General features: G+C 66.8%; 14 protein-coding genes and 2 tRNA genes. 8 read left to right on the forward strand and 8 right to left on the reverse strand.

The genetic code is table 11. The features are described 5' to 3' along the window. Window positions 1-75: 75 nt before the first annotated feature. On the reverse strand, window positions 76-1059 hold the full coding sequence (locus tag QE394_RS05420) for an NAD(P)H-quinone oxidoreductase (RefSeq protein WP_349033963.1): 984 nt from the start codon (window positions 1057-1059) through the stop codon (window positions 76-78). Between the two features lie 108 nt (window positions 1060-1167). On the opposite strand from QE394_RS05420, the gene QE394_RS05425 reads away from it, so the two are divergent. The 3 genes from QE394_RS05425 (at window position 1168) to QE394_RS05435 (ending at window position 7173) form a co-directional block, all read left to right on the forward strand. Beyond that, window positions 1168-1255 (forward strand) — tRNA-Ser (locus tag QE394_RS05425). A gap of 219 nt (window positions 1256-1474) precedes the next feature. Next, window positions 1475-2263: a VOC family protein gene (locus tag QE394_RS05430; RefSeq protein ID WP_261620700.1), complete on the forward strand. Its 789-nt coding sequence runs from the start codon at window positions 1475-1477 to the stop codon at window positions 2261-2263. A gap of 365 nt (window positions 2264-2628) precedes the next feature. Then, the gene (locus tag QE394_RS05435) at window positions 2629-7173 is read left to right on the forward strand and encodes an ExeM/NucH family extracellular endonuclease (RefSeq protein ID WP_349033964.1); all 4545 of its coding nucleotides are present in this window, start codon (window positions 2629-2631) and stop codon (window positions 7171-7173) included. A gap of 212 nt (window positions 7174-7385) precedes the next feature. Here QE394_RS05435 and QE394_RS05440 read toward each other — a convergent pair whose 3' ends face one another. Beyond that, window positions 7386-9341 carry an FAD/NAD(P)-binding protein gene (locus QE394_RS05440; protein ID WP_349033965.1) on the reverse strand — a complete coding sequence of 652 codons (1956 nt, stop codon included), beginning with the start codon at window positions 9339-9341 and terminating at the stop codon, window positions 7386-7388. Between the two features lie 86 nt (window positions 9342-9427). Between QE394_RS05440 and QE394_RS05445 the strand changes: the two genes are divergently transcribed. The 4 genes from QE394_RS05445 (at window position 9428) to QE394_RS05460 (ending at window position 13713) form a co-directional block, all read left to right on the forward strand. After that, window positions 9428-11737, forward strand: a complete 2310-nt coding sequence (locus tag QE394_RS05445) for a prolyl oligopeptidase family serine peptidase (RefSeq protein WP_349033966.1) — start codon at window positions 9428-9430, stop codon at window positions 11735-11737. A gap of 65 nt (window positions 11738-11802) precedes the next feature. Beyond that, window positions 11803-12309, forward strand: coding sequence for a GNAT family N-acetyltransferase (locus QE394_RS05450; RefSeq protein ID WP_349033967.1), 507 nt, complete (start codon window positions 11803-11805; stop codon window positions 12307-12309). Window positions 12310-12407: 98 nt separating this feature from the next. Next, window positions 12408-12498, forward strand: a tRNA-Ser gene (locus QE394_RS05455). Between the two features lie 84 nt (window positions 12499-12582). Further along, window positions 12583-13713 (forward strand): site-specific integrase, encoded by a 1131-nt coding sequence (locus QE394_RS05460; RefSeq protein WP_349033968.1) that lies wholly within the window; start codon window positions 12583-12585, stop codon window positions 13711-13713. Here the strand turns inward: QE394_RS05460 and QE394_RS05465 are convergent. Further along, window positions 13710-13973, reverse strand: a complete 264-nt coding sequence (locus QE394_RS05465) for a hypothetical protein (protein WP_349033969.1) — start codon at window positions 13971-13973, stop codon at window positions 13710-13712. The genes QE394_RS05460 and QE394_RS05465 overlap by 4 nt on opposite strands. Window positions 13974-14100: 127 nt before the next feature. On the opposite strand from QE394_RS05465, the gene QE394_RS05470 reads away from it, so the two are divergent. Beyond that, window positions 14101-14328 carry a hypothetical protein gene (locus tag QE394_RS05470; RefSeq protein WP_349033970.1) on the forward strand — a complete coding sequence of 76 codons (228 nt, stop codon included), beginning with the start codon at window positions 14101-14103 and terminating at the stop codon, window positions 14326-14328. A gap of 183 nt (window positions 14329-14511) precedes the next feature. On the opposite strand, the gene QE394_RS05475 is transcribed toward QE394_RS05470, so the two are convergent. From QE394_RS05475 to QE394_RS05495, 5 genes are all read right to left on the reverse strand, one after another. Further along, window positions 14512-16485, reverse strand: a complete 1974-nt coding sequence (locus QE394_RS05475; protein ID WP_349033971.1) for an SGNH/GDSL hydrolase family protein — start codon at window positions 16483-16485, stop codon at window positions 14512-14514. A 63-nt stretch (window positions 16486-16548) separates the two neighbouring features. Then, window positions 16549-16890 carry a hypothetical protein gene (locus tag QE394_RS05480; protein ID WP_349033972.1) on the reverse strand — a complete coding sequence of 114 codons (342 nt, stop codon included), beginning with the start codon at window positions 16888-16890 and terminating at the stop codon, window positions 16549-16551. After that, on the reverse strand, window positions 16887-17765 hold the full coding sequence (locus QE394_RS05485) for a M23 family metallopeptidase (RefSeq protein WP_349033973.1): 879 nt from the start codon (window positions 17763-17765) through the stop codon (window positions 16887-16889). The genes QE394_RS05480 and QE394_RS05485 overlap by 4 nt, the downstream gene beginning before the upstream one ends. Further along, window positions 17762-18526: a hypothetical protein gene (locus QE394_RS05490; protein WP_349033974.1), complete on the reverse strand. Its 765-nt coding sequence runs from the start codon at window positions 18524-18526 to the stop codon at window positions 17762-17764. Before QE394_RS05490 ends, QE394_RS05485 begins: the two co-directional genes overlap by 4 nt. Further along, window positions 18519-18806 carry a hypothetical protein gene (locus QE394_RS05495; protein ID WP_349033975.1) on the reverse strand — a complete coding sequence of 96 codons (288 nt, stop codon included), beginning with the start codon at window positions 18804-18806 and terminating at the stop codon, window positions 18519-18521. The genes QE394_RS05490 and QE394_RS05495 overlap by 8 nt, the downstream gene beginning before the upstream one ends. Window positions 18807-18815: the final 9 nt, after the last annotated feature.

The following is an 18815-nucleotide window of genomic DNA, read 5'->3' on the forward strand; positions in this document are numbered from 1 at the left end:
GACCCGTGCATACCGCGTATAGCTGAGCCTAGCCCGCGAATGGCGAACAAGCAATACTCAGTATCTATCCGGCGGTCACATCACCAGCAGGACCTTGCCCACATGGTCGCCGCTGTCGAAGTATTCATGGGCCGCGCTCACCTGGTCCAGCGGGAACGTCTTGGCCACCAAGGGCTGGATCCTGCCGTCCGCCACCATCGGCCAGACGTGGTCCCTGACCTCGTTCAGGATGGCACCCTTTTCGGCTACCGGCCTGGGGCGAAGCGCGGTAGCCACCACCGCGGCCCGCTTCCGGAGCAGTTCACCAAGGTCCAGTTCCCCCTTGGTGCCGCCCTGCAGGCCAATGACCACCAGGCGACCGTATTCGGCGAGCGCTTCGACGTTTTGCTTCAGGTACTTGGCGCCCACCACATCAAGGATCACGTCTGCACCCTTGCCGCCGTTCTGCCGGCGCAGGCTTTCCGGGAAGTCCTCTTCCGCGTAGTTGATGGCGATGTCCGCACCCAGGAAGGCCTTGGCGGTGCTGACCTTCTCATCGGTGCCGGCCGTGGTGGCTACCTTCGCGCCGTAGGCTTTGGCCAGCTGGATGGCCATGGTGCCGATTCCGCCGGTGGCGCCATGGATGAGGACTGTTTCCCCGGCCTGCAGCTGGGCCGTCATGATGAGGTTCGAAAAGACCGTGGCAGCCACTTCCGGCAGGGATGCCGCCGTGACCAGGTCAACGCCGTCGGGCAGCCGCAGGACCTGTTCCGCGGGAACGGCAACCTGCTGTGCGTAGCCGCCGCCGGCGAGCAGCGCCACCACCTTGTCGCCCAAGGAGAACGGCTTGGTCACACCCGTGCCAAACCCCGCGATGCGGCCGGAAACTTCCAGTCCCGGGATCTCCGATGCGCCGGGCGGCGGGGGGTAGAACCCGCGGCGCTGCTGCACGTCCGCACGGTTCAGGCCGGCGGCCACGACGTCGATCAGCACCTCGCCGGGACCGGGCACCGGAGCCTCGACCTCGCGTACCTCGAGTACTTCCGGTCCCCCCGGTTCCGAAATGTAGACGGCTTTCATGGACCACTCCCTGTTCCTGACTCAATACCCGTCCAACCAGTGTGCACCGGGTATGCACTGCGGGCCTGTTTTGTTGCAGGCAAGTGCCTATGAAACACTACTCGTTGAGGAAGGTTGTCCGAGCGGCCGAAGGAGCTGGTCTTGAAAACCAGTGTGCGGTAACCCCGTACCAAGAGTTCGAATCTCTTACCTTCCGCGATCAGGACCCCCGCCCGCCGGCAAAACCGGCAGGCGGGGGTCCTTCGTTTTAAGCCAGGACTTCGTTCCCGTGACCAGGCCGGGATGCGTTGGCGGCCCCCTGCGCGTTGGCCTCTTGATCGCTGTCTGTGCCTGCACATAGGGTCAGGGTGACCGACTTCCCCCACTTCCGCGCACCTTTCCTCCAGCCTTCCGCACACCGCAACAGGAGACCGTTATGCCGAGCCCAATGTCCACCCCCGGCGCCCCTTGCTGGATCGACCTCGTGACTTCCGATGTTGCCGCCGCCCGCACGTTCTACGGAGAGCTCTTCGGATGGGAGTTCGAAACAGGCGACCAGGAGAAGTACGGCGGTTACGCCACTGCCAGGAAGAACGGCAAGACAGTTGCCGGCATCATGCAGAAGGACGCCGGCATGGCGGCCATGCCCGACGTCTGGTCCACCTACCTGCGGACCGAGGACGCCGCGGCCACCGCCGAAGCCGTCAGCAGCCACGGCGGGCAGGTCTACATGCCTCCCATGGATGTTCCGGAGCAGGGGTTCATGGCGATCTTCGGGGATGCGTCCGGTGCCTCCATCGGCGTCTGGCAGCCCCGGGAGATGAAGGGCTACGAGCTGGTGGCCGAGCCCGGTTCGGCCGCCTGGCATGAATTGCACGCCAAGGACTACGACGCCGCCGTGCAGTTCTACCAGGAAGTCTTCGGCTGGGACACCGAAGTTATGAGTGACTCGCCGGAATTCCGCTACACCACACTGGGATCGGGCATGTCCGCGCAGGCCGGGATCCTGGACGCCTCCGGATACCTGCCCGCCGAAGTGCCCTCGCACTGGCAGGTCTACTTTGCCGTGGCGGACACGGACGCCAGCATCGCCCAGGCCACCGCCATGGGCGCCACCGTCCTGGACGGTCCGGAGGACAGCAGCTTCGGCCGCGTGGCCATGCTCGCCGACCCCACCGGTGCCACCTTCAAAATCATCGCCAGCCAGGCACCGCAGGGCGGCTAGGACCCCGGTTCCGGCGGCGCCGGACGGGAACAACACCCATCACATCAGACCGATACCGGCCGGGGCTTCTTGCTACCGGCCGGTATTGTTTGTGATGGCCGGCACATCCAGGTATCAGGTGCCGGCCACCGCAATGGCATCACCCGCACGGGGCCAACGTCGCTCCGGGATGGTGGACGGGCCGCTCCGCTGGGGAACGATCCGCCGAATGCACGCACTGGCCACTTTGCGTTCATTCAGTGCTGTTGGGATATGCCGGACAACCACTTGACCAGGAGCAGGGTCCGGCCCCAGTCCGATCGGTACAACCCGGACATACTCCAATGGGTCCCCCACCGGGGACAATCTCATGAAAGTAAGAGCGGATGCATCAAACACCTTGGAAATTAGCGCTGGGCACAGCGTTGTCGGCGGGGCTCATCGCAGCCCCGTTGACGGCGCTGCCTGCGGTAGCGGACAGCACGGCCGCGGAGGTCTCAGCCGCGGCAGGCACATCGCCCGTTGTCATCAACGAGGCCTACCTGAGCGGCGGCAGCAGCGGCGCCGCCTACAAGAACAAGTTCGTGGAGCTCTACAACACCTCGGACACCCCCGTGTCACTGGACGGCTGGTCGGTCCAGTACCGCGCCGCCGGCGGGACGGGAGCGCCATCCGGCGTTTCGGCGCTGTCCGGTTCCATTCCGGCCAAGGGGTATTACCTGGTCCAGGGCGGGAGTAACGGTACGAACGGCGCTGACCTCCCTGCGCCCGACCTGGTAGCCGGCGGACTGAACCCCAGCGGCACTTCCGGGACCATCGTGCTCGCCAAGCAGCCCTCCGCCGTCGTACTTCCCACCGGTTCCGTGGTGGAATCCGCCGGCGTGGCCGACCTCCTGGGCTACGGGACGTCCAACACGTTCGAGACCCGGGCCGCAGCGGCGCCCACGGGCAACACGGACGTGCGGAGCCTCAACCGGGCCGGCGGGACGGACAGCAACAGCAACGCCGCCGATTTCAGCCTGAGCGCGGCCATTACCCCGGTCTCCTCCGGCGGAACCGCGCCAGACCCTGATCCGACGCCCACCCCCTCGCCCGATCCCGTGGCTAAAACCATCTCCGAGATCCAGGGCACCGGCACCGCCAGCCCGCTGGCCGGCACCACGGTGACCACCCGGGGCAAGGTCACCGCAGCATTCCCCACCGGCGGCCTTAACGGCTACTACATCCAGACCCCTGGCACCGGCGGCGACCTGGCGGGTACCAACCACGCGGCCTCCGACGGTATCTTCGTCTACTCGCCCGCCACCGTGGGATCGGTCAAGACGGGCGACTACGTCCAGGTGACCGGTGCCGTGGCCGAGTACTACGGCATGACCCAGGTCAACGTCACGGCAGCAGCCGGGCTCACCCAGCTCACGGAGCCGGCGCCCGAGGTCAAGCCCACCATCTTCACCCTGCCCTCCACGGAGGCCTTCCGCGAGTCGCTGGAAGGCATGCTCCTGGCTCCGGACGGGCCCCTGACGGTGACGGACAACTACAACCTGAACCAGTACGGCGAGATCGGGCTGGCCGGGGGTACCACTCCGCTGGTACAGCCCACCGCCGTCGCACCCTATGGCTCAGCCGAATACAACGCCGCTGTTGCTGACAATGCCGCCCGCGGCATCAAGCTCGACGACGGCGCCAGCACCAATTTCCTCAAGGACGCCGCCACCAAGGCCGAGGTGCTGCCCTACCTCACCGCCACGGACCCGGTCCGCGTCGGATCCCCCGCCAGGTTCACCACCAACGTGGTGCTCGGGTACGCCAACGATGCCTGGAAGCTGCAGCCGCTGACCCACCTGACCGAAGCCAACAAGGCAACGGTCCAGCCGGCCAGCTTCGGAGCCACCCGCACCGAAGCACCCGCTGCCGTGGGAGGCAACGTCAAGATCGCCTCGTTCAACGTGCTGAACTACTTCCCCACCACCGGGGACACCCTCTCCGGCTGCACCTATTACGGGGACCGCGCCGGAAACCCGATCACCGTCCGCGGCGGCTGCGACGCCCGCGGTGCCGCCAACGCGGAGAACTTCCAGCGGCAGCAGGACAAGATCGTCTCCGCCATTACGAAGACCGGCGCCGATGTTGTCACCCTCATGGAGATCGAAAACTCCGCGCAGTTCGGCAAGGACCGGGATGACGCCCTCGCCAAGCTGGTCAAGTCGCTGAACATCCCCACGCCCGGCATCTGGGACTACGTCCGCTCACCCGCGAACGCACCCCCGCTGGCCGACGAGGACATGATCCGCACCGCATTCATCTACAAGAAGGCCGTTGCAGAACCAGTGGGTGAGTCCGTCATCCACAACGACACCACCGCCTTCGCCAGCGCCCGCAAGCCGCTGGCCCAGGTATTCAAGCCCGTGGGCGGCGGCGCAGGCACCGAATTCATCGCCATCGCCAACCACTTCAAGTCCAAGGGCTCCGCCGCAACACCGGACGACACCGACAAGGGCCAGGGCGCCTCAAACCTCGCCCGCACCGCGCAGGCCAAGTCCCTGCTGGACTTCGCCACCTCGCTGCAGCAGTCGAAGGGCACCGACAAGGTCTTCCTGATCGGTGACTTCAACTCCTACGGCAAGGAAGACCCCATCAACGTCCTGACGGCCGCCGGCTATGTCAACCAGGACGACAAGGCAAAGAACGCCGACGGTTCCGCCAAGCACTCGTACCTCTTCGGCGGCCTGGTGGGGTCCCTGGACCACATCCTGGCTTCCCCTGCGGCCAACGCCGTGGTGACCGGCGCCGACATCTGGAACATCAACTCCGTTGAATCAGTAGCCCTGGAATACAGCCGCTACAACAACAACGTCACCAACTACTACGCACCGGACCAGTTCCGCGCCAGCGACCACGACCCCGTGGTGGTGGGCCTGGACCTGAAGTCCGCACCCGCCAGCGTCGACCTGAACTTCCTGGGCATCAACGATTTCCACGGCCGGATCGACACCAATACCGTCCAGTTCGCCGGAACCATCGAGAAGCTGCGTGCGGCTGCTGCCCCCGGAGCAACAGCATTCCTCTCCGCGGGGGACAACATCGGCGCGTCCCTGTTTGCCTCCGCCGTGGCCAAGGACCAGCCCACCATTGATGTGCTGAACGCCCTTGAGCTGAAGGCCTCGGCAGTGGGCAACCACGAGTTCGACGGCGGCTGGGCAGACCTGCGCGACCGCGTCATCGCGGACGGCAGCAACGCCAAATTCCCGTACCTCGGCGCGAACGTGTACCGGAAGGGCACCACGGAGCCGGTCCTGCCGGAGTACACAGTGCTGGACATGAACGGCATCAAGGTGGCCGTCATCGGCACAGTCACCCAGGAAGTCCCCTCCCTGGTGACACCCGCCGGCATCGCCGACCTCGACTTCGGTGACCCGGTGGAGGCCATCAACCGGGCCGCGGCGAAGATCAAGGCAGGCAACCTCGCAGACGTCATCATCGTGGAAAACCACGACGGCGCCGGGTCCGGGGTTGTGGAAGGGTCCACGCTGGAGCAGGAAGTGGCAGCCGGCGGCCCGTTCGCGAAGCTGGTCACCGAAACCTCCGCGGACGTTGACGCCATCTTCACCGGCCACACGCACAAGGAATATGCCTGGGACGGCCCCGTCCCCGGTGTGCAGGGCAAGACCCGCCCCATCGTGCAGACCGGCAACTACGGCGAGAACGTGGGCCAGATCCAGTTGACGGTGGATACCGCCACCAAGGAGGTCACCGGCTACAAGGCCGGCAACGTCAAGCGGACCACGGACCCGGCGGCGGACCTGATCGCGGCCTACCCGCGCGTGGCAGCGGTGGACGGCATCGTGCAGAAGGCCCTGGCAGCCGCAGCCGAGGTGGGCAACCAGCCCGTCGGCTCGGTCACCAAGGACATCACCACCGCCTTCAGCACCGATGCCACCGGCACCGCGAAGCGCGACGACCGCGGCAGCGAGTCCACCCTGGGCAACCTGGTGGCCGACTCGCTGCTCGACTCGCTGAAGCCGACCGAACTGGGCGGCGCCGAAATCGGCGTCGTCAACCCCGGCGGCCTCCGCAACGAGCTGTATTACGCTCCGGACGGAACCATCACCTACGCCGAAGCGAACGCCGTGCTGCCGTTCGTGAACAACCTCTGGACCACGTCCCTGACCGGAGCGCAGTTCAAGACCCTGCTGGAGCAGCAGTGGCAGACCAACGCGGACGGCACGGTTCCCAGCCGCGCCTACCTGCAGCTGGGCCTGTCCAAGAACGTGAACTACACCTACGACGCCGCGCGCACCGCCGGTGACAGGGTCACGTCGGTTCGGGTCAACGGTGAGGTGCTGGATCCTGCCAAGTCCTACCGGGTGGGCACGTTCAGCTTCCTGGCCACCGGCGGCGACAACTTCCGGGTCTTCACCCAGGGAGTCAATACACGGGACTCCGGCCTCGTGGACCGGGACGCGTGGATCGGCTACCTGCAGAAGAGCAGCCCGGTGGCCCCGGACTTTGCCCGGCGTTCCGTGGCAGTCACCAACACCACCGCGGGCACGGTCAAGCCCGGCGAACCGGTCAACCTGGCGGTCTCCAAGCTGGACCTGACCTCGCTGGGCAGCCCGGTGAACACGGCGCTTACCGCCGTTTTCACCGATTCGGCCGGCAAGGCCACGCAGTTGGGAACCGTGCCGGTCTCTGCAGGGTCCGCCACCGTCAGCCTTGCCGTTCCGGCAGGTGTTGCCGCCGGCGCGGCAACGCTGGTGCTCACCGCGGCGGAGTCCGGAACGAAGGTGACCGTAGCGGTTCAGGTGGCAGCCACCACGCCGCTGCCGCCCGCGTGCACGGCACCCACCAAGCCGGCAAAGTGGTACGACGTCCTGGGCTGGATCCGCTACGGCATTGCCTGGCTCCAGTACCAGCAGTGCCTGCGCGGCTGACACTGCGCCGGTAAGTCATAGAACGCAAAAGGGTGTCCCTCCCGGCCATGCGGCCGGGAGGGACACCCTTTCCAGTGCGCGTAGGTTTTGGGCAGATTACGGGACTTCCTTGCCGCCCGGCCCGTGGTGCATGCCCGAAAGCTCAGGGCACGACGACGGTTTCCGAGTAGGTGCAATCCGGGCCGAATATTTCCCGGACGGAAGACGCGCTGTTACGCGGCGCCCAGGATGGCCTGTGCGATTTCGTCGGCGTCCCGGAGGGTGCGCTGGCCGCTGCGGTAGGCCGGGGTGCCCTGCTGGTGCGCCTCGGCGGCGATGGCGGTTCCCCACTGGGCGGAGGAAAGCTGCAGGCCCAGTACGTACATCCCCTCGGTGACCGACCCGTTGGCGGCGAGGGGCCGGTAGGGGTGCGGTTCCACGTCCAGGCCGGTGGACTGCACCGGTGCCCCCTCGGCAGTCATCATGTGCCTGGACCGGACCAGCCCGTCGTTGAGCAGTTGCTGCAGGAGCGGAGAGTCGTTGGCCGAGACCCGGTTGCCGGGCGCGAGGGCCTCAACCATGGTCCGGGCGGCGGCAGGCGGGCCTTCAACCCAGGGTGAGGCAGCGGTGAAGGTCCCGGCTTTGCGGTCCACGCCGAATTTCGGATCCGGTCCCACAAAGCTGACGACGCCGGCCCGCGCCAGCGCGGCCAGCTGCTCCGAGCGCAGCGCAGGCGGCCCGCTGGCCAGCCCCTCCACGAACGACTCGAACCAGCCCCGCAGTCCGGCGACCCAGGATTCGTCGGTGATGCCGCCGTCGGCCACCGCCGTTTTGAGGACGGCGCGGCCGTGGTGCAGGGCACCGATGGCCATCTTCACGGGATCGTCCTCGCCGAGCGCGGAGCGGCGGGCGTCGTCGAGGAGGAATTCGACGACGGCGGCATCCTGCTCGGCGCGCGACGCGAAAGTGCGTCCCGCCAGGGGGGCGGCGAGCCCTGGAAGGTTCAGCCGGTGCCGCGGCCCCACGTGGATGGCCAGCACGCTGTCCACGGCGTCTTCCCAGTTGGCGGCGCTGTGCGCGTGCGGGTGCAGGGCTTCCTCAAGGGCGGCCAGGAACGCTGCACCGTCCGGGACCGCGCCGGGCTGCGCGCGCACCAGCGTTGAGTAGTAGGCCCAGAGGGTGTCGCGGTGCAGCAGGGGCCAGAGGTCGTGGTCGAACCCCGGACGGATACCGGCAGCCTCGAACCGGTCCAGCGCCGCTTCCGTGAGGTAGCGGAGGGTGACCGAGGAGGCGTAATAGCCTTCCAGCGCCGCTTTGGCCCGGTAGGGGGTTCCCCGGCGGGAGGCGGCGATGATGAACGGTTCCTGTCCGGAGGGCTCATACTCCAGCCGCCCGGCCGGGCCGCCGGCAGTGAATTTGCCGCCGCGGCCCTCGGTCAGCTGGACCATCGTGTCGAAGAAGTTCAACCCCATGCCGCGCACCAGGACCGGTTCGCCGGCGGGAATCGCGGCCCAGTCAACGTCCGCCGGAACGGCCGGCGGCAGGTACCGCAGTCCCAGCTGCCCCGCGGAGGCCTGCAGTTCGCGCTGTTCGGGATTGAGCCTGGACGGGATGTGCCCGAGGGCCAGCACCACGGAATCCGCGCGGATCGCCGCCCCGGTGGCCAGGCCGACGGCGAACGTTCCGTCTCCCACAGGGTGAACCGACAGGGCGGACGTTTCGTGGAATTCGATGGTGACGCCGTCGGGTGCCTCCGCGAGCAGGTCCTCCAGCGTGGAGCGCAGGTACCGGCCGTAGAGCGCACGGCTGGGGAAGTCGTTGGACCCGAGCACTGCGAGTTCGGCGCGTTCATCCGTGGTGAGGGACGGGAGCGGATCCTGCTGTTGCCGTTCACGCCAGCGGTCGAAGGTGGTCCCGGCGACGGCGGCGGGCAGCGCCGGGTCCTCCGGAATCAGCGTGGGGTAGAAGGACTGCGTGTTCATCAGGAACAGCCGTGACTGCCCCGGCTGCCAGACGTGCCCCGGCCCCGCGGGGTAGGGGTCGATGACGTCGATGTGGAGCCGGACGGCAGCCCCGCCTTCCTGGTGCTCGGCCCGGTGGCTGGAGTGGGCGAGCAGGCGTTCCAGGACGCTGGTGCCCCTGGGGCCGGCACCGATGATGGCGGTCCGGGTCCTCTGCGTATTTTCCACGCCTTCCAGAGTACGGGCTTGTGTTGAAGAGGGAGGCTGGCCGCTTGACTTGCCACCCTCGAGCGGATGTTGTTTGGATGGGGCGCATGACCACCACTGCAGCTGATTCAGCGTCCGGCCCCGGCAACACCACCACGGACGGCACGCCTGCGGGCACCGGGCCCGGCGGCGGCGGCGGCCCCGCGCCGGAGCCGACCGACGAAAACGTGTGGCTTGAGGAGATCTACGGCGAAGAGCAGCTCGCCTGGGTCAAGGAGCAGAACTCACGCACGGAGGACCTCCTGGAGGACGCGGACTACGCAGAGCTCGAGGGCAGCATCCTGGAGGTGCTGGACTCCACTGACCGGATCGCCATGGTGGGCAAGCGGGGTGACTGGTACTACAACTTCTGGAAGGACCGGGACAACCCCAAGGGCCTGTGGCGCCGCACCACGTGGGAAAGCTACTGCACGGATTCCCCCGAATGGGACGTCTTGCTGGACGTGGACGCCCTGGCCGCCGCCGAGGGCGAGGAATGGGTGTTCCACGGCGCCACGTTCCTCCGGCCCGCCGCGGGTGGGCCTTACCGGCACGCGCTGCTGGCGCTCTCCCCCGACGGCGGCGATGCGAACCGGTACCGGGAGTTCGACGTCGAGTCCCGCACCTTTGTTGACCCGGCTGTGGGCGGGTTTGACCTGCCGACGGCGAAGGGCAACGTGTCCTGGCTGGACGCGGACACACTCCTGGTCTCCTCCACGGCGGACGGGCTGCCCAGGACGGCCTCCTCCTACGCCCGGACCGGCGTCACCCTGAAACGCGGCGAAACCCTGGCCGGCGCACCCCGGCTGTTCGAGGTACCCGAACAGCACATGATGGCCGTGGTGGCGTACGACTCCACCCCCGGATTCGAGCGCACCTTCGCAGTGGACTACATCGACTTCTTCAACCGGACCAACCTGGTGCTGCGCGACGGTTCATGGGTGGCCATCGACGTTCCCACGGACGTCAACGTCAGTGCGCACCGCGAGTGGCTGCTGTTCCGCCCGCAGCGGGACTGGGCCCTGGATGGCACCACCTATCCGGCCGGCGCCCTGCTGGCCGCCAATTTCGAGGCCTACCTGGCCGGCGGCCGGGACCTCGTGGTGCTGTTCACGCCGGACGCCCACACGTCCCTGCAGTCGTGGAGCTGGACGCGGAACTTCCTGCTCCTCAACCTCCTGAGGGACGTGTCCTCGGAAATCCGGGTGCTGGACCCGTCCCGCCCGGCGGACGCTGCCGACGGGTCCTTCGGAGACGGCTCCGCCTGGGCCTCCACACTCCTGGACGCCTGCCCGCCCCTGCATGATGTCAACGCCTATGCCGTGGACGATGAGGATGAAGCAGCGGCCGACGGCGGTGCGGGCGACGACTTCTGGCTCATCGCCACCGGATTCACCACGCCCAGCACGCTGATGCGCGGCACACTGGAACGCGGCGCACCCGAATCCAGCCACGACGACGCCGGGGCGCCCGGCGTGGTGAGCCGGCACACGGAAGTGAAATCCTCGCCGTCGTTCTTCTCCGATGCCGAATACGAGGTCCAGCAGCACTTCGCGGTTTCCGATGACGGCACGCGGGTTCCCTACTTCCAGGTCTCCTCCCACAACCTGCCCCTCGACGGCCAGAACCCCACCCAGCTCTCCGGCTACGGCGGCTTCGAGGTGTCCCGGACGCCCGCCTACAGCGGAACGGTGGGGCGTGCCTGGCTGGAACGGCGGACCACCGGGCTGCCGGCCGACGGCGGGGAGGCACCGCATGCGCGCGGCGGCGTCTACGTGGTGGCGAACATCCGCGGCGGCGGCGAATACGGGCCGGCCTGGCACCGCGCTGCCCTGCAGGAAAACCGGCACAAGGCCTACGAGGACTTCGCCGCCGTGGCACGGGACCTGATCTCCCGAGGCGTCACCTCCCGCGAGCGCCTGGGCTGCGTGGGCGGCTCGAACGGCGGGCTGCTGGTGGGCAACATGCTGACCCGCTACCCCGACCTGTTCCGGGCCGTCTCCTGTGGCGTGCCGCTGCTGGACATGCGCCGGTACACCAAGCTGTCCGCCGGGCACTCCTGGATCGCCGAGTACGGGGACCCGGACGTCGCGGAGCAGTGGGACTACATCCGGACCTTCTCCCCTTACCACCTGCTCAAGGACGGCATCGAATACCCGGAAACGTTCATCTGGACAGCCACCTCGGACGACCGCGTGGGCCCGGTGCAGGCACGGAAGATGGCTGCCCGCATGCTCGCCATGGGCATACCCAACGTCTGGTTCCACGAAGCACTGGAGGGCGGCCACGCGGGAGCATCGGACAACCGGCAGGCGGCAGCGTTGCAGGCCCGCAGCCAGCACTTCCTGTGGAAGGCGCTGGCGGGCGGAACATCGTGACAGCGGCATCCGCGCCGGGTGTATCTGGTTCGGGGGTGTCCGGGTCTGGGGTGCTTGGGTCTGCGGTGCCTCGGCCTGCGTTCTCGGTCCGCAGGGCTGCTGCCACGGATGTGGAGCGGCTCGCGGACGTGCACATTCAATGCTGGCAGGAAACCTACCGCGAGATGCTGTCCGACGCCCTTCTGGCGGCTGCCGACCGGGAGGGCCGCCTGGTGCTGTGGCGGCACCTGCTGGACCGCCCGGACCCCGCCGAAGCGTGGGTGGCGTGCGACGGCGACACGGTAGTGGGCTTTGCCGGTATCCGTTCAGTCCCCGCACCGGAGTCCGGCCCGCTGGAACTGTGGGGGCTGTACCTGTTGGCATCCCATCAGGGCCTGGGCCTGGGAGGGCAGCTGCTGGGCACTGCCCTTGGCACCCAGGCTGCGAGTCTCTGGGTGGCCGCGGGCAACAGCCGAGCCATCGGCTTCTACCGTCGGTTTGGCTTCGAACCGGACGGGGCGGAGGACACCCTGGCGGACTGGGAGGACCTGCCCGAGATCAGGATGGTGCGCCCGGTCCAGCCCGCTGCCTAGGCTGGCCGGCCCCGGCCAGCCTTCCGCATCGCGGGCCGCAGCCGTTTTGCACTGCATGGCCGGATCTGCGTATCCTTGGTGGGCTAGGAATAGCAATTGGAGACGTGCCAGAGCGGCCGAATGGGCTTCACTGCTAATGAAGTGTGGGGCACAACTCCACCGGGGGTTCAAATCCCCCCGTCTCCGCCAAAAAAGCCCCGGTTTTCCGGGGCTTTTTTATTGTCTGTGCACAAAAGTATGGTTCCCGTGTACAAACCAAAGGAGTTGCTATCCATGGCAAGCATCAAAGAACGCCCAGGCAAGAACGGGTCCTCTTACCTTCTGCGCTGGCGGCACGAGGGCGTGCAAGAGAACATGACGCTGCCGACCCTCGAAAAAGCCGAGTTCTGGAAGACCCTCCTAGAGGCCAACGGGAACTCCCTGGCCGCCGCCCAGCAGGCGTACAACAACGCATCCTTGGGCGGCCCCACCGTCGTCCAGCTCCTCCACAAGCACATCTCCCTGCTGACCAACGTGGCCCCGGACCAGCTCGGCCGGTACAAGAAGGCCATAGACCACCACTTCGCCGGCACGAGCCTGGGCCGGATGCCCGTGGCCGCCGTGTCCCACGAGGACGTGGTCCTGTGGGTCAAGGGCATGCTGGCGAAGCCCGGCCGGAAGGCGGGCACCACCATGCGAGCGAAGACCCTGGCCAACCACCACGGGCTCCTCTCCGCAGCGTTCAACACCGCCGGGCTACTCGGCTACCGGGAGGGTAATCCCTGCGCGGGGATCCGGCTCCCGAAGGATGCACAGGCCGGCGACCACATGCGGTTCCTCACCAAGGAGGAATACAACGCGCTGGACGCCGTCATGAGTCCGACCTTCCGGCCGTTCTTCGGGTTCCTCGTGGACACTGGCCTCCGCGTCGGGGAGGCCACGGCGTTGGCCGCTGAGGACTTCGACCTCGACGGGCCCACGCCTACCGTGCGGGTGAACAAAGCTTGGAAGGAAGACGAGAACAGCCGCTACTACATCGGGCCGCCGAAGACGAAGCGCTCCCGCCGCACAGTACCCCTCGCCGGGCAGACGGTAGACCTCGTGAGGGACCTTGTGGAGGCCGCCGAGGACGGGCTGGTGTTCCGGCTCCAGCGGGGCGGCGTAATGCGCTCATCGTCCATCTACTGGCACGGCTGGGAGCCGGCATGGAGGAAGCTCGGGGTGGACCCGGGAAAGTGGGCCAGGGTCCACGACCTTCGGCACACGCACGCTTCGTGGATGATCGCCGGCGGTATGGACCTCTTCCAGCTCTCGCACCGGCTCGGGCACGAGTCCACCCGCACCACAGATACCCGCTACGCCCACCTGATGCCCTCAGCTCAGAAGACCGGGGCCGCGCTGGCGGCATCTGCGCTGGCCCGCTAGGAGCCCTCCAGGGCCTCCCCCTGCCACTCCTCCGGGGTTACGCGGTGGACCTGCCACTTCTCATCCCACCGGACGAAGTAGGTCCCTGCCTTCACCCATTCGTGGAGGACGTGCGTGCTGGTGGTGGCGATGGCGCGCCCGTAGCCGGCCCGCACACGGACGAGCGGGCGAGGGTTGAGCATCTGGACGTTTTCGCCGGGTGCGCGGCCCAGAGCGGCTCTCACGGCGGTGTCACGCCACATTCTGGCCAGATCGGTCACCCCACCACTTAACCACCAGTAGCGCCCCACCTCCGAAGAGATGGGGCGCTCTGTGGGCAGGGGAAATTAACCGGTCTTATGTGACCCCTATGATTGGGGCACACATCGAACACGCGGGGAGAAATTCATGGGTGCAAATTTGACCTTCGCTTGCCCGATAGAGGGCTGCGACTACACGGCCGGAGTCCGACTTGGCATGGGCGCGGAGGAGGACCCAGCGGAGCACTCCAAGTGGGTGGAGACGCTGCGCACCGAGCACCCAAACCACAACAAGAGTGCCGGGCCTCGCAACGTGAAGCCCAAGACCCTGCTCACCGAGCAAATGTCAGCCGAAGACGGCGAACTGAACTTCTGATCCCGGCGGGATCACCTCACCCCTATACTTGCCAGCATGGGGATGCTTCAGAAGCTCGTAGAGTGGGTCCGGTTCAAGCTGGAAGCCAGCCGTCTTGAGATGGTGCTGGATGCAGAGTGCCCGCATGATCCGTTGGACCCCTGCGTTGCTTGTGACAACGAGGCGCGGGCACTCCGCTGGTAGCTACGCCTGGACAGGTGTCCGGGCGAGCATCCCGGCCGCGTGCTTGCCGAGGTGATCGTATCCGCTGCGCTGGAAGTGCAGCTTGTCGTCGCACATGAGCTGGTCGATGCCTGACGGTGCATCCAGTGCGGTGGTCACGAACTGATCGAACGGGATAACACCGGACAGCCCGAGGGGCTTCTGACGGAGCCAGTTGTTTGTGCGGAGCCGAATGTTTTCTGCGTCCGCTGCGACCCTTGACCCGGATGGGTGCGCCTTGGTGAGCGCGGCAGACAGGGTGAGCGTATAAGGCCCTGTCCCTGACTGGCCTGTCACCGTGGCTACCTCGTAGTCGTTGCCGGTCCCAAGGATCATGTTCTGTCCGGTGTAGAGCGCGGTGATGCTCGATGTAATGGTGGTCGCCCCGGCTGCCGCCGATGCGGTCAGTGTGCCCTGCTGGGCTGTGAACCCCTGAGGGGTGAGGGTGTTGGCGTAGATTTCATCGATGCCCATGCCGCGCAGTGTGGCGATGACGCTGGTCAGGCTGGCACGCAGGTTCGCCGCGCTGGCCCCGGCCCCGCTGAAGTCGTTGGCGCCAAGCCACTCAACCGCGAAATCGGGCACGTCGCAGACGGTGCCAATCCCCAGGCGGGTGTAGACCATGTTCGAGGCAGTGGCGAACAGCCCGGACGGGGCAGACGAGCAGCCGCCGTTGACGGCGTGGAAGTTGGCGGAGCGCGCTGCGACCTCGGGCCAACGCTCGTGCGGCAGGACGCCGACGCGGGTGTTACCTTCGGCGGGTGCGGTGCCGGCGGCGAAGCCTGCGGTAAGGCTGTCACCGATGAACAGTCCGATCCGCTGTCCGCCCTCGACTTCCACGCGGAAACGGAGGTCGCCAAAGATTTTGCCCACTTCACCGGAACCGCCAATGGTCTGCGTCCCGGCCTGGGAAGCGGTGCCCGTGCGGTACCCATCCCCGGCCAAGGAGATGCCCACGCCGGTCCCGGTCGCCTGCGTAGTGATGCCGTAGGACAGCAGCACTTCCTTGCCCACGAGATTTTCCGGAAGCGTGAACGGGCCAACCTCCACATCGCTGCCGTCCGTGGGGACAGTGAGCGGCGTCGTGAACAGGGCCGTGGGGGCAGCGGCGTAGTTGCTGGTCCATCGCTGCGACGTGACCGTGTCATAGGCGGGCAGACCGACGTAGAAGCTCGTGATCGTCATTGGCGACGTAAGCACCGTGTTAGTCAGGATGTTGTGGTTCGCCCACCTGATCCAAAACCGCTTCATGCCCTTCGGGAACCGGACAGCTGTCCGCTGCGTGAAGTCACGCGCACTCGCCCCAGCAACCGAGTTACTATCAGCAACCGGGATCATGAACGTCTTGGTCTTACGGCCAACAAATGCTGCTTTCAACGGCGCTGATTCGGCCTGAGCGGTAGGGCCATAAGTGGCAGTAAGTGCCGCTTGCGTCTCCGTGCCGGGGGTGGTGATGGCCTGCTTGATGGCCATGTCTGTGGGCAGCACGTTGGCGCCGTCAGCGCCTTTGTCCCCCTTCACACCCTGAGGCCCGATGACGCTGCCAGCGTCCACCTGTTCGCCGGTCCCCTTCGTCAGGATCAGCTTGCCCGAACCGTTCACTGACGCCGCAGTAACCCGGTCCGCGGCGGCCATAGCCGCCTGGTTCGCCGCGTCCTGTGCAGCCGATCGGGCTGCCACCGCCTCATCCTTCATACCCTCGTAGGCGGTGAAGTAGTTCGTGAACCCGGCACCGAACCACGCCACGCGATCCAACGTCGGGTGCTGGAATGCCGGGCCATTACCCCGGGCGTCCACCGTGATCGGGTTCGGCAGCGGCGAGCCCGTAGGGTCCGTGATGGCGATCGGGGTCTTCGCCGGGTCCTGCGGGTCATAGATCGTGATCGAAGCGTTCGACGCGACAACCTGCGGGTTGTCAGGGTCCTGGGCGAAGATCGGGTCATAGGTATACGGCATGTTGGGGCCTCCAAGTGGGCATGAAAAAAGCGCCCCGAAGGCGCCGTGTGGATGGTGGTTTGGTCAGGCTCGGTGGTCAGGTCCGGGCACGCGGTCCAGTGGAGGGTTCACGTCAGTGACTTGGCTGCCGGCAATGGCGGGGTATACGGGGGCCTTGGAAGAACCGAGCGCAGCGGCCGTCAGCCAGTCAGGCAGCCGGGGTTCCACCCACCGCCAAGCCGCGTACCAGGCGGCGGCGATGATTGCGACGAGGGTGGGCAGCGCAAGTTCGGAGACTCCAAGGAGTTGTTCCTCGAATGGCTGGAAGATCGGCACAGCCACAAGGAGCCAGCCTATAAACAGCGCCCACACCCAAGACACGACGGTTCGAAGAAGGGACAACAGCAGCGGCTTGATGGCGGTCACTGGGCGCCCTCCTGCTTGATCGTCACGGTGGTATCGATGGACTCGATGGCGTTCTTCACTCCGGCCTCGGCCGCGGCCTGGACGCCAGCCAGGAGCTTCGCCTCATCGAAAGCCTCACCAGCAGTGACCGCTTTCAGTGCGCCCACCAGACCAGCCACGGCGCCCTGCAGCGGGGCGAGAGCGGCAGGCAGGATCTCATTCTGAATGCGCCCCTCCAGGGCACCCAGTGTGGTCTGCGGGTACTCGCCGCGACCAAGCCGGTAGTTGTGGATCATGGTGCCGCCCGGGCCGCCCCAGGTGACTGCTGCGATTTCTTCTTTTGATGCCATTTCGTCCCACTCCTTGGGTTGTACTGCGGGTGCGGGCGTGACGCTCGCGCTTTGGGTTTGGATTGCTGCGGACAGCAGGGGTGCCGGGTCAATCCGGCCGTAGTACTTCGAGTTGAGGACCCAGCCGTCCGGGAGCGCCTCGAAGTGCAAGTGCGGGCCCGTTGATCCGCCCGTGTTGCCGGACAGGATGAAGACCTGCCCTTCGCTGACTCGGGCGTCCTTGCTGACCTTGGCGGAGCCGTCTTGGCAGTGCCCGTAGATGCCGATGAACGATCCGTGATCTATTACGGCGCAATAGCCGGCGAAGGACGGCACGATCCACCAGGGGTTCTGCTCATAGGTTCCCGACATCCAGCCGATATGCAGGACGGTTCCGGCCGCCACGGCACGGACCGCCGTCCCCGGATCACAGGCGTAATCGATCCCCGTGTGGCCGTCCGGCTGGTAGTTGCCGAACGTCTGGATCAGCCAGGACGACGCCGGGAGGCTCCGCGTCGGGTTGTCTCCAAAGCGCTGCGAGATTGCGGCCGCGACTGGGTGGATCATGGTGTGGCTCCTAGAAGAGTTTCGCGGCATTGCCCGCCGTCTTGGGTTGCCCCATCGGTGTACGTGATGACCCATCGGCCGTCGCCGGCGCATACCGCGGACTGGATGCCGCGGCCGGATTCGCCCTCTGGCCCCTGGGGTCCGGTTGGTCCTTGTGGCCCGGCAGGGCCTGGAACCGTGGAGTCGGCGCCGTTCGCGCCGGCGGGGCCAGCATGACCGGTAGCACCGGGAGGCCCGGCCGGTCCCGTGGTTCCCGGGGATCCGTTCAGCCCGTTGGACCCCGCTGAGCCGGCCAGGCCCAACAGCCCGGCCACGCCCTGCACCCCGGGGTCACCTTTTGGGCCAGTCGGACCAGCAGGACCCGCCGCACCCGGGAACCCCTGCTCCCCCCGCGGGCCTTGGGCCCCCTGGATGCCTTGCGGCCCAGTCAGTGGAGTGCCTGGTTCGGAGGCGACCTGCTGGGCTTTCCGGCAGATGTTCTCCCCCGCCGGTGTCTGCTGGAAGTCCGCCGTCTTACAGGCCGCGTCGAACTCCTCAGCGAGGGACTGCTTCTCTTGCTGCTGCGTCTGCCCATAGACGGCATTCACGGAAGCAAGGCGAGAGTTGTCCATCGCCAGGAACATGCACACGAGCCCGAAAATGAGGGCCACGAGGGCGAGGGCCAGGATGAGCATGTTGCGCCGGCGGGCGGCCCGTTGTGACCGCTCCAGCGCTATCTCCTGCTCACGAAGGTGCTTATCGAAAACCGAGTCGCTACTCATCCTTCTCCTCCGGATCCTCAGGCCACTCCGCAGGCTCAGGCTTGATCTGGTTCGCCAAGAGCTGGCCGCGCCAGTTATCCCCGGCGCGGGTCCGCCGGGCATCCCGACGCTCCCACCACCGCAACTTCTTCTTCAGTTCCGCGACCATGTCCTTGAGGGTCTGAATCACAGCAGCCTCCCGACTGTCACGCTTCTTGTCTGCCCGGTTGATGAGCCACGCAATGCCACCGCCGACGACCGTAAGGAAACCGCCGAGCGGGACAAGCCATTGCAGATCCACACGTTGGTC

Origin of the sequence: Pseudarthrobacter sp. SORGH_AS 212 (assembly GCF_030818145.1) — a bacterium.
GTDB lineage: Bacteria > Actinomycetota > Actinomycetes > Actinomycetales > Micrococcaceae > Arthrobacter.

What these genes read in the sequence shown, in the direction of transcription:
- QE394_RS05475 (WP_349033971.1), bottom strand. Translation starts at nt 16,485, where the DNA reads ATGCCGTATACCTATGACCCGATCTTCGCCCAGGACCCTGACAACCCG.
- QE394_RS05430 (WP_261620700.1), top strand. Translation starts at nt 1,475, where the DNA reads ATGCCGAGCCCAATGTCCACCCCCGGCGCCCCTTGCTGGATCGACCTC.
- QE394_RS05470 (WP_349033970.1), top strand. Translation starts at nt 14,101, where the DNA reads ATGGGTGCAAATTTGACCTTCGCTTGCCCGATAGAGGGCTGCGACTAC.
- QE394_RS05490 (WP_349033974.1), bottom strand. Translation starts at nt 18,526, where the DNA reads ATGAGTAGCGACTCGGTTTTCGATAAGCACCTTCGTGAGCAGGAGATA.
- QE394_RS05435 (WP_349033964.1), top strand. Translation starts at nt 2,629, where the DNA reads ATGCATCAAACACCTTGGAAATTAGCGCTGGGCACAGCGTTGTCGGCG.
- QE394_RS05420 (WP_349033963.1), bottom strand. Translation starts at nt 1,059, where the DNA reads ATGAAAGCCGTCTACATTTCGGAACCGGGGGGACCGGAAGTACTCGAG.
- QE394_RS05460 (WP_349033968.1), top strand. Translation starts at nt 12,583, where the DNA reads ATGGCAAGCATCAAAGAACGCCCAGGCAAGAACGGGTCCTCTTACCTT.
- QE394_RS05445 (WP_349033966.1), top strand. Translation starts at nt 9,428, where the DNA reads ATGACCACCACTGCAGCTGATTCAGCGTCCGGCCCCGGCAACACCACC.
- QE394_RS05485 (WP_349033973.1), bottom strand. Translation starts at nt 17,765, where the DNA reads ATGATCCACCCAGTCGCGGCCGCAATCTCGCAGCGCTTTGGAGACAAC.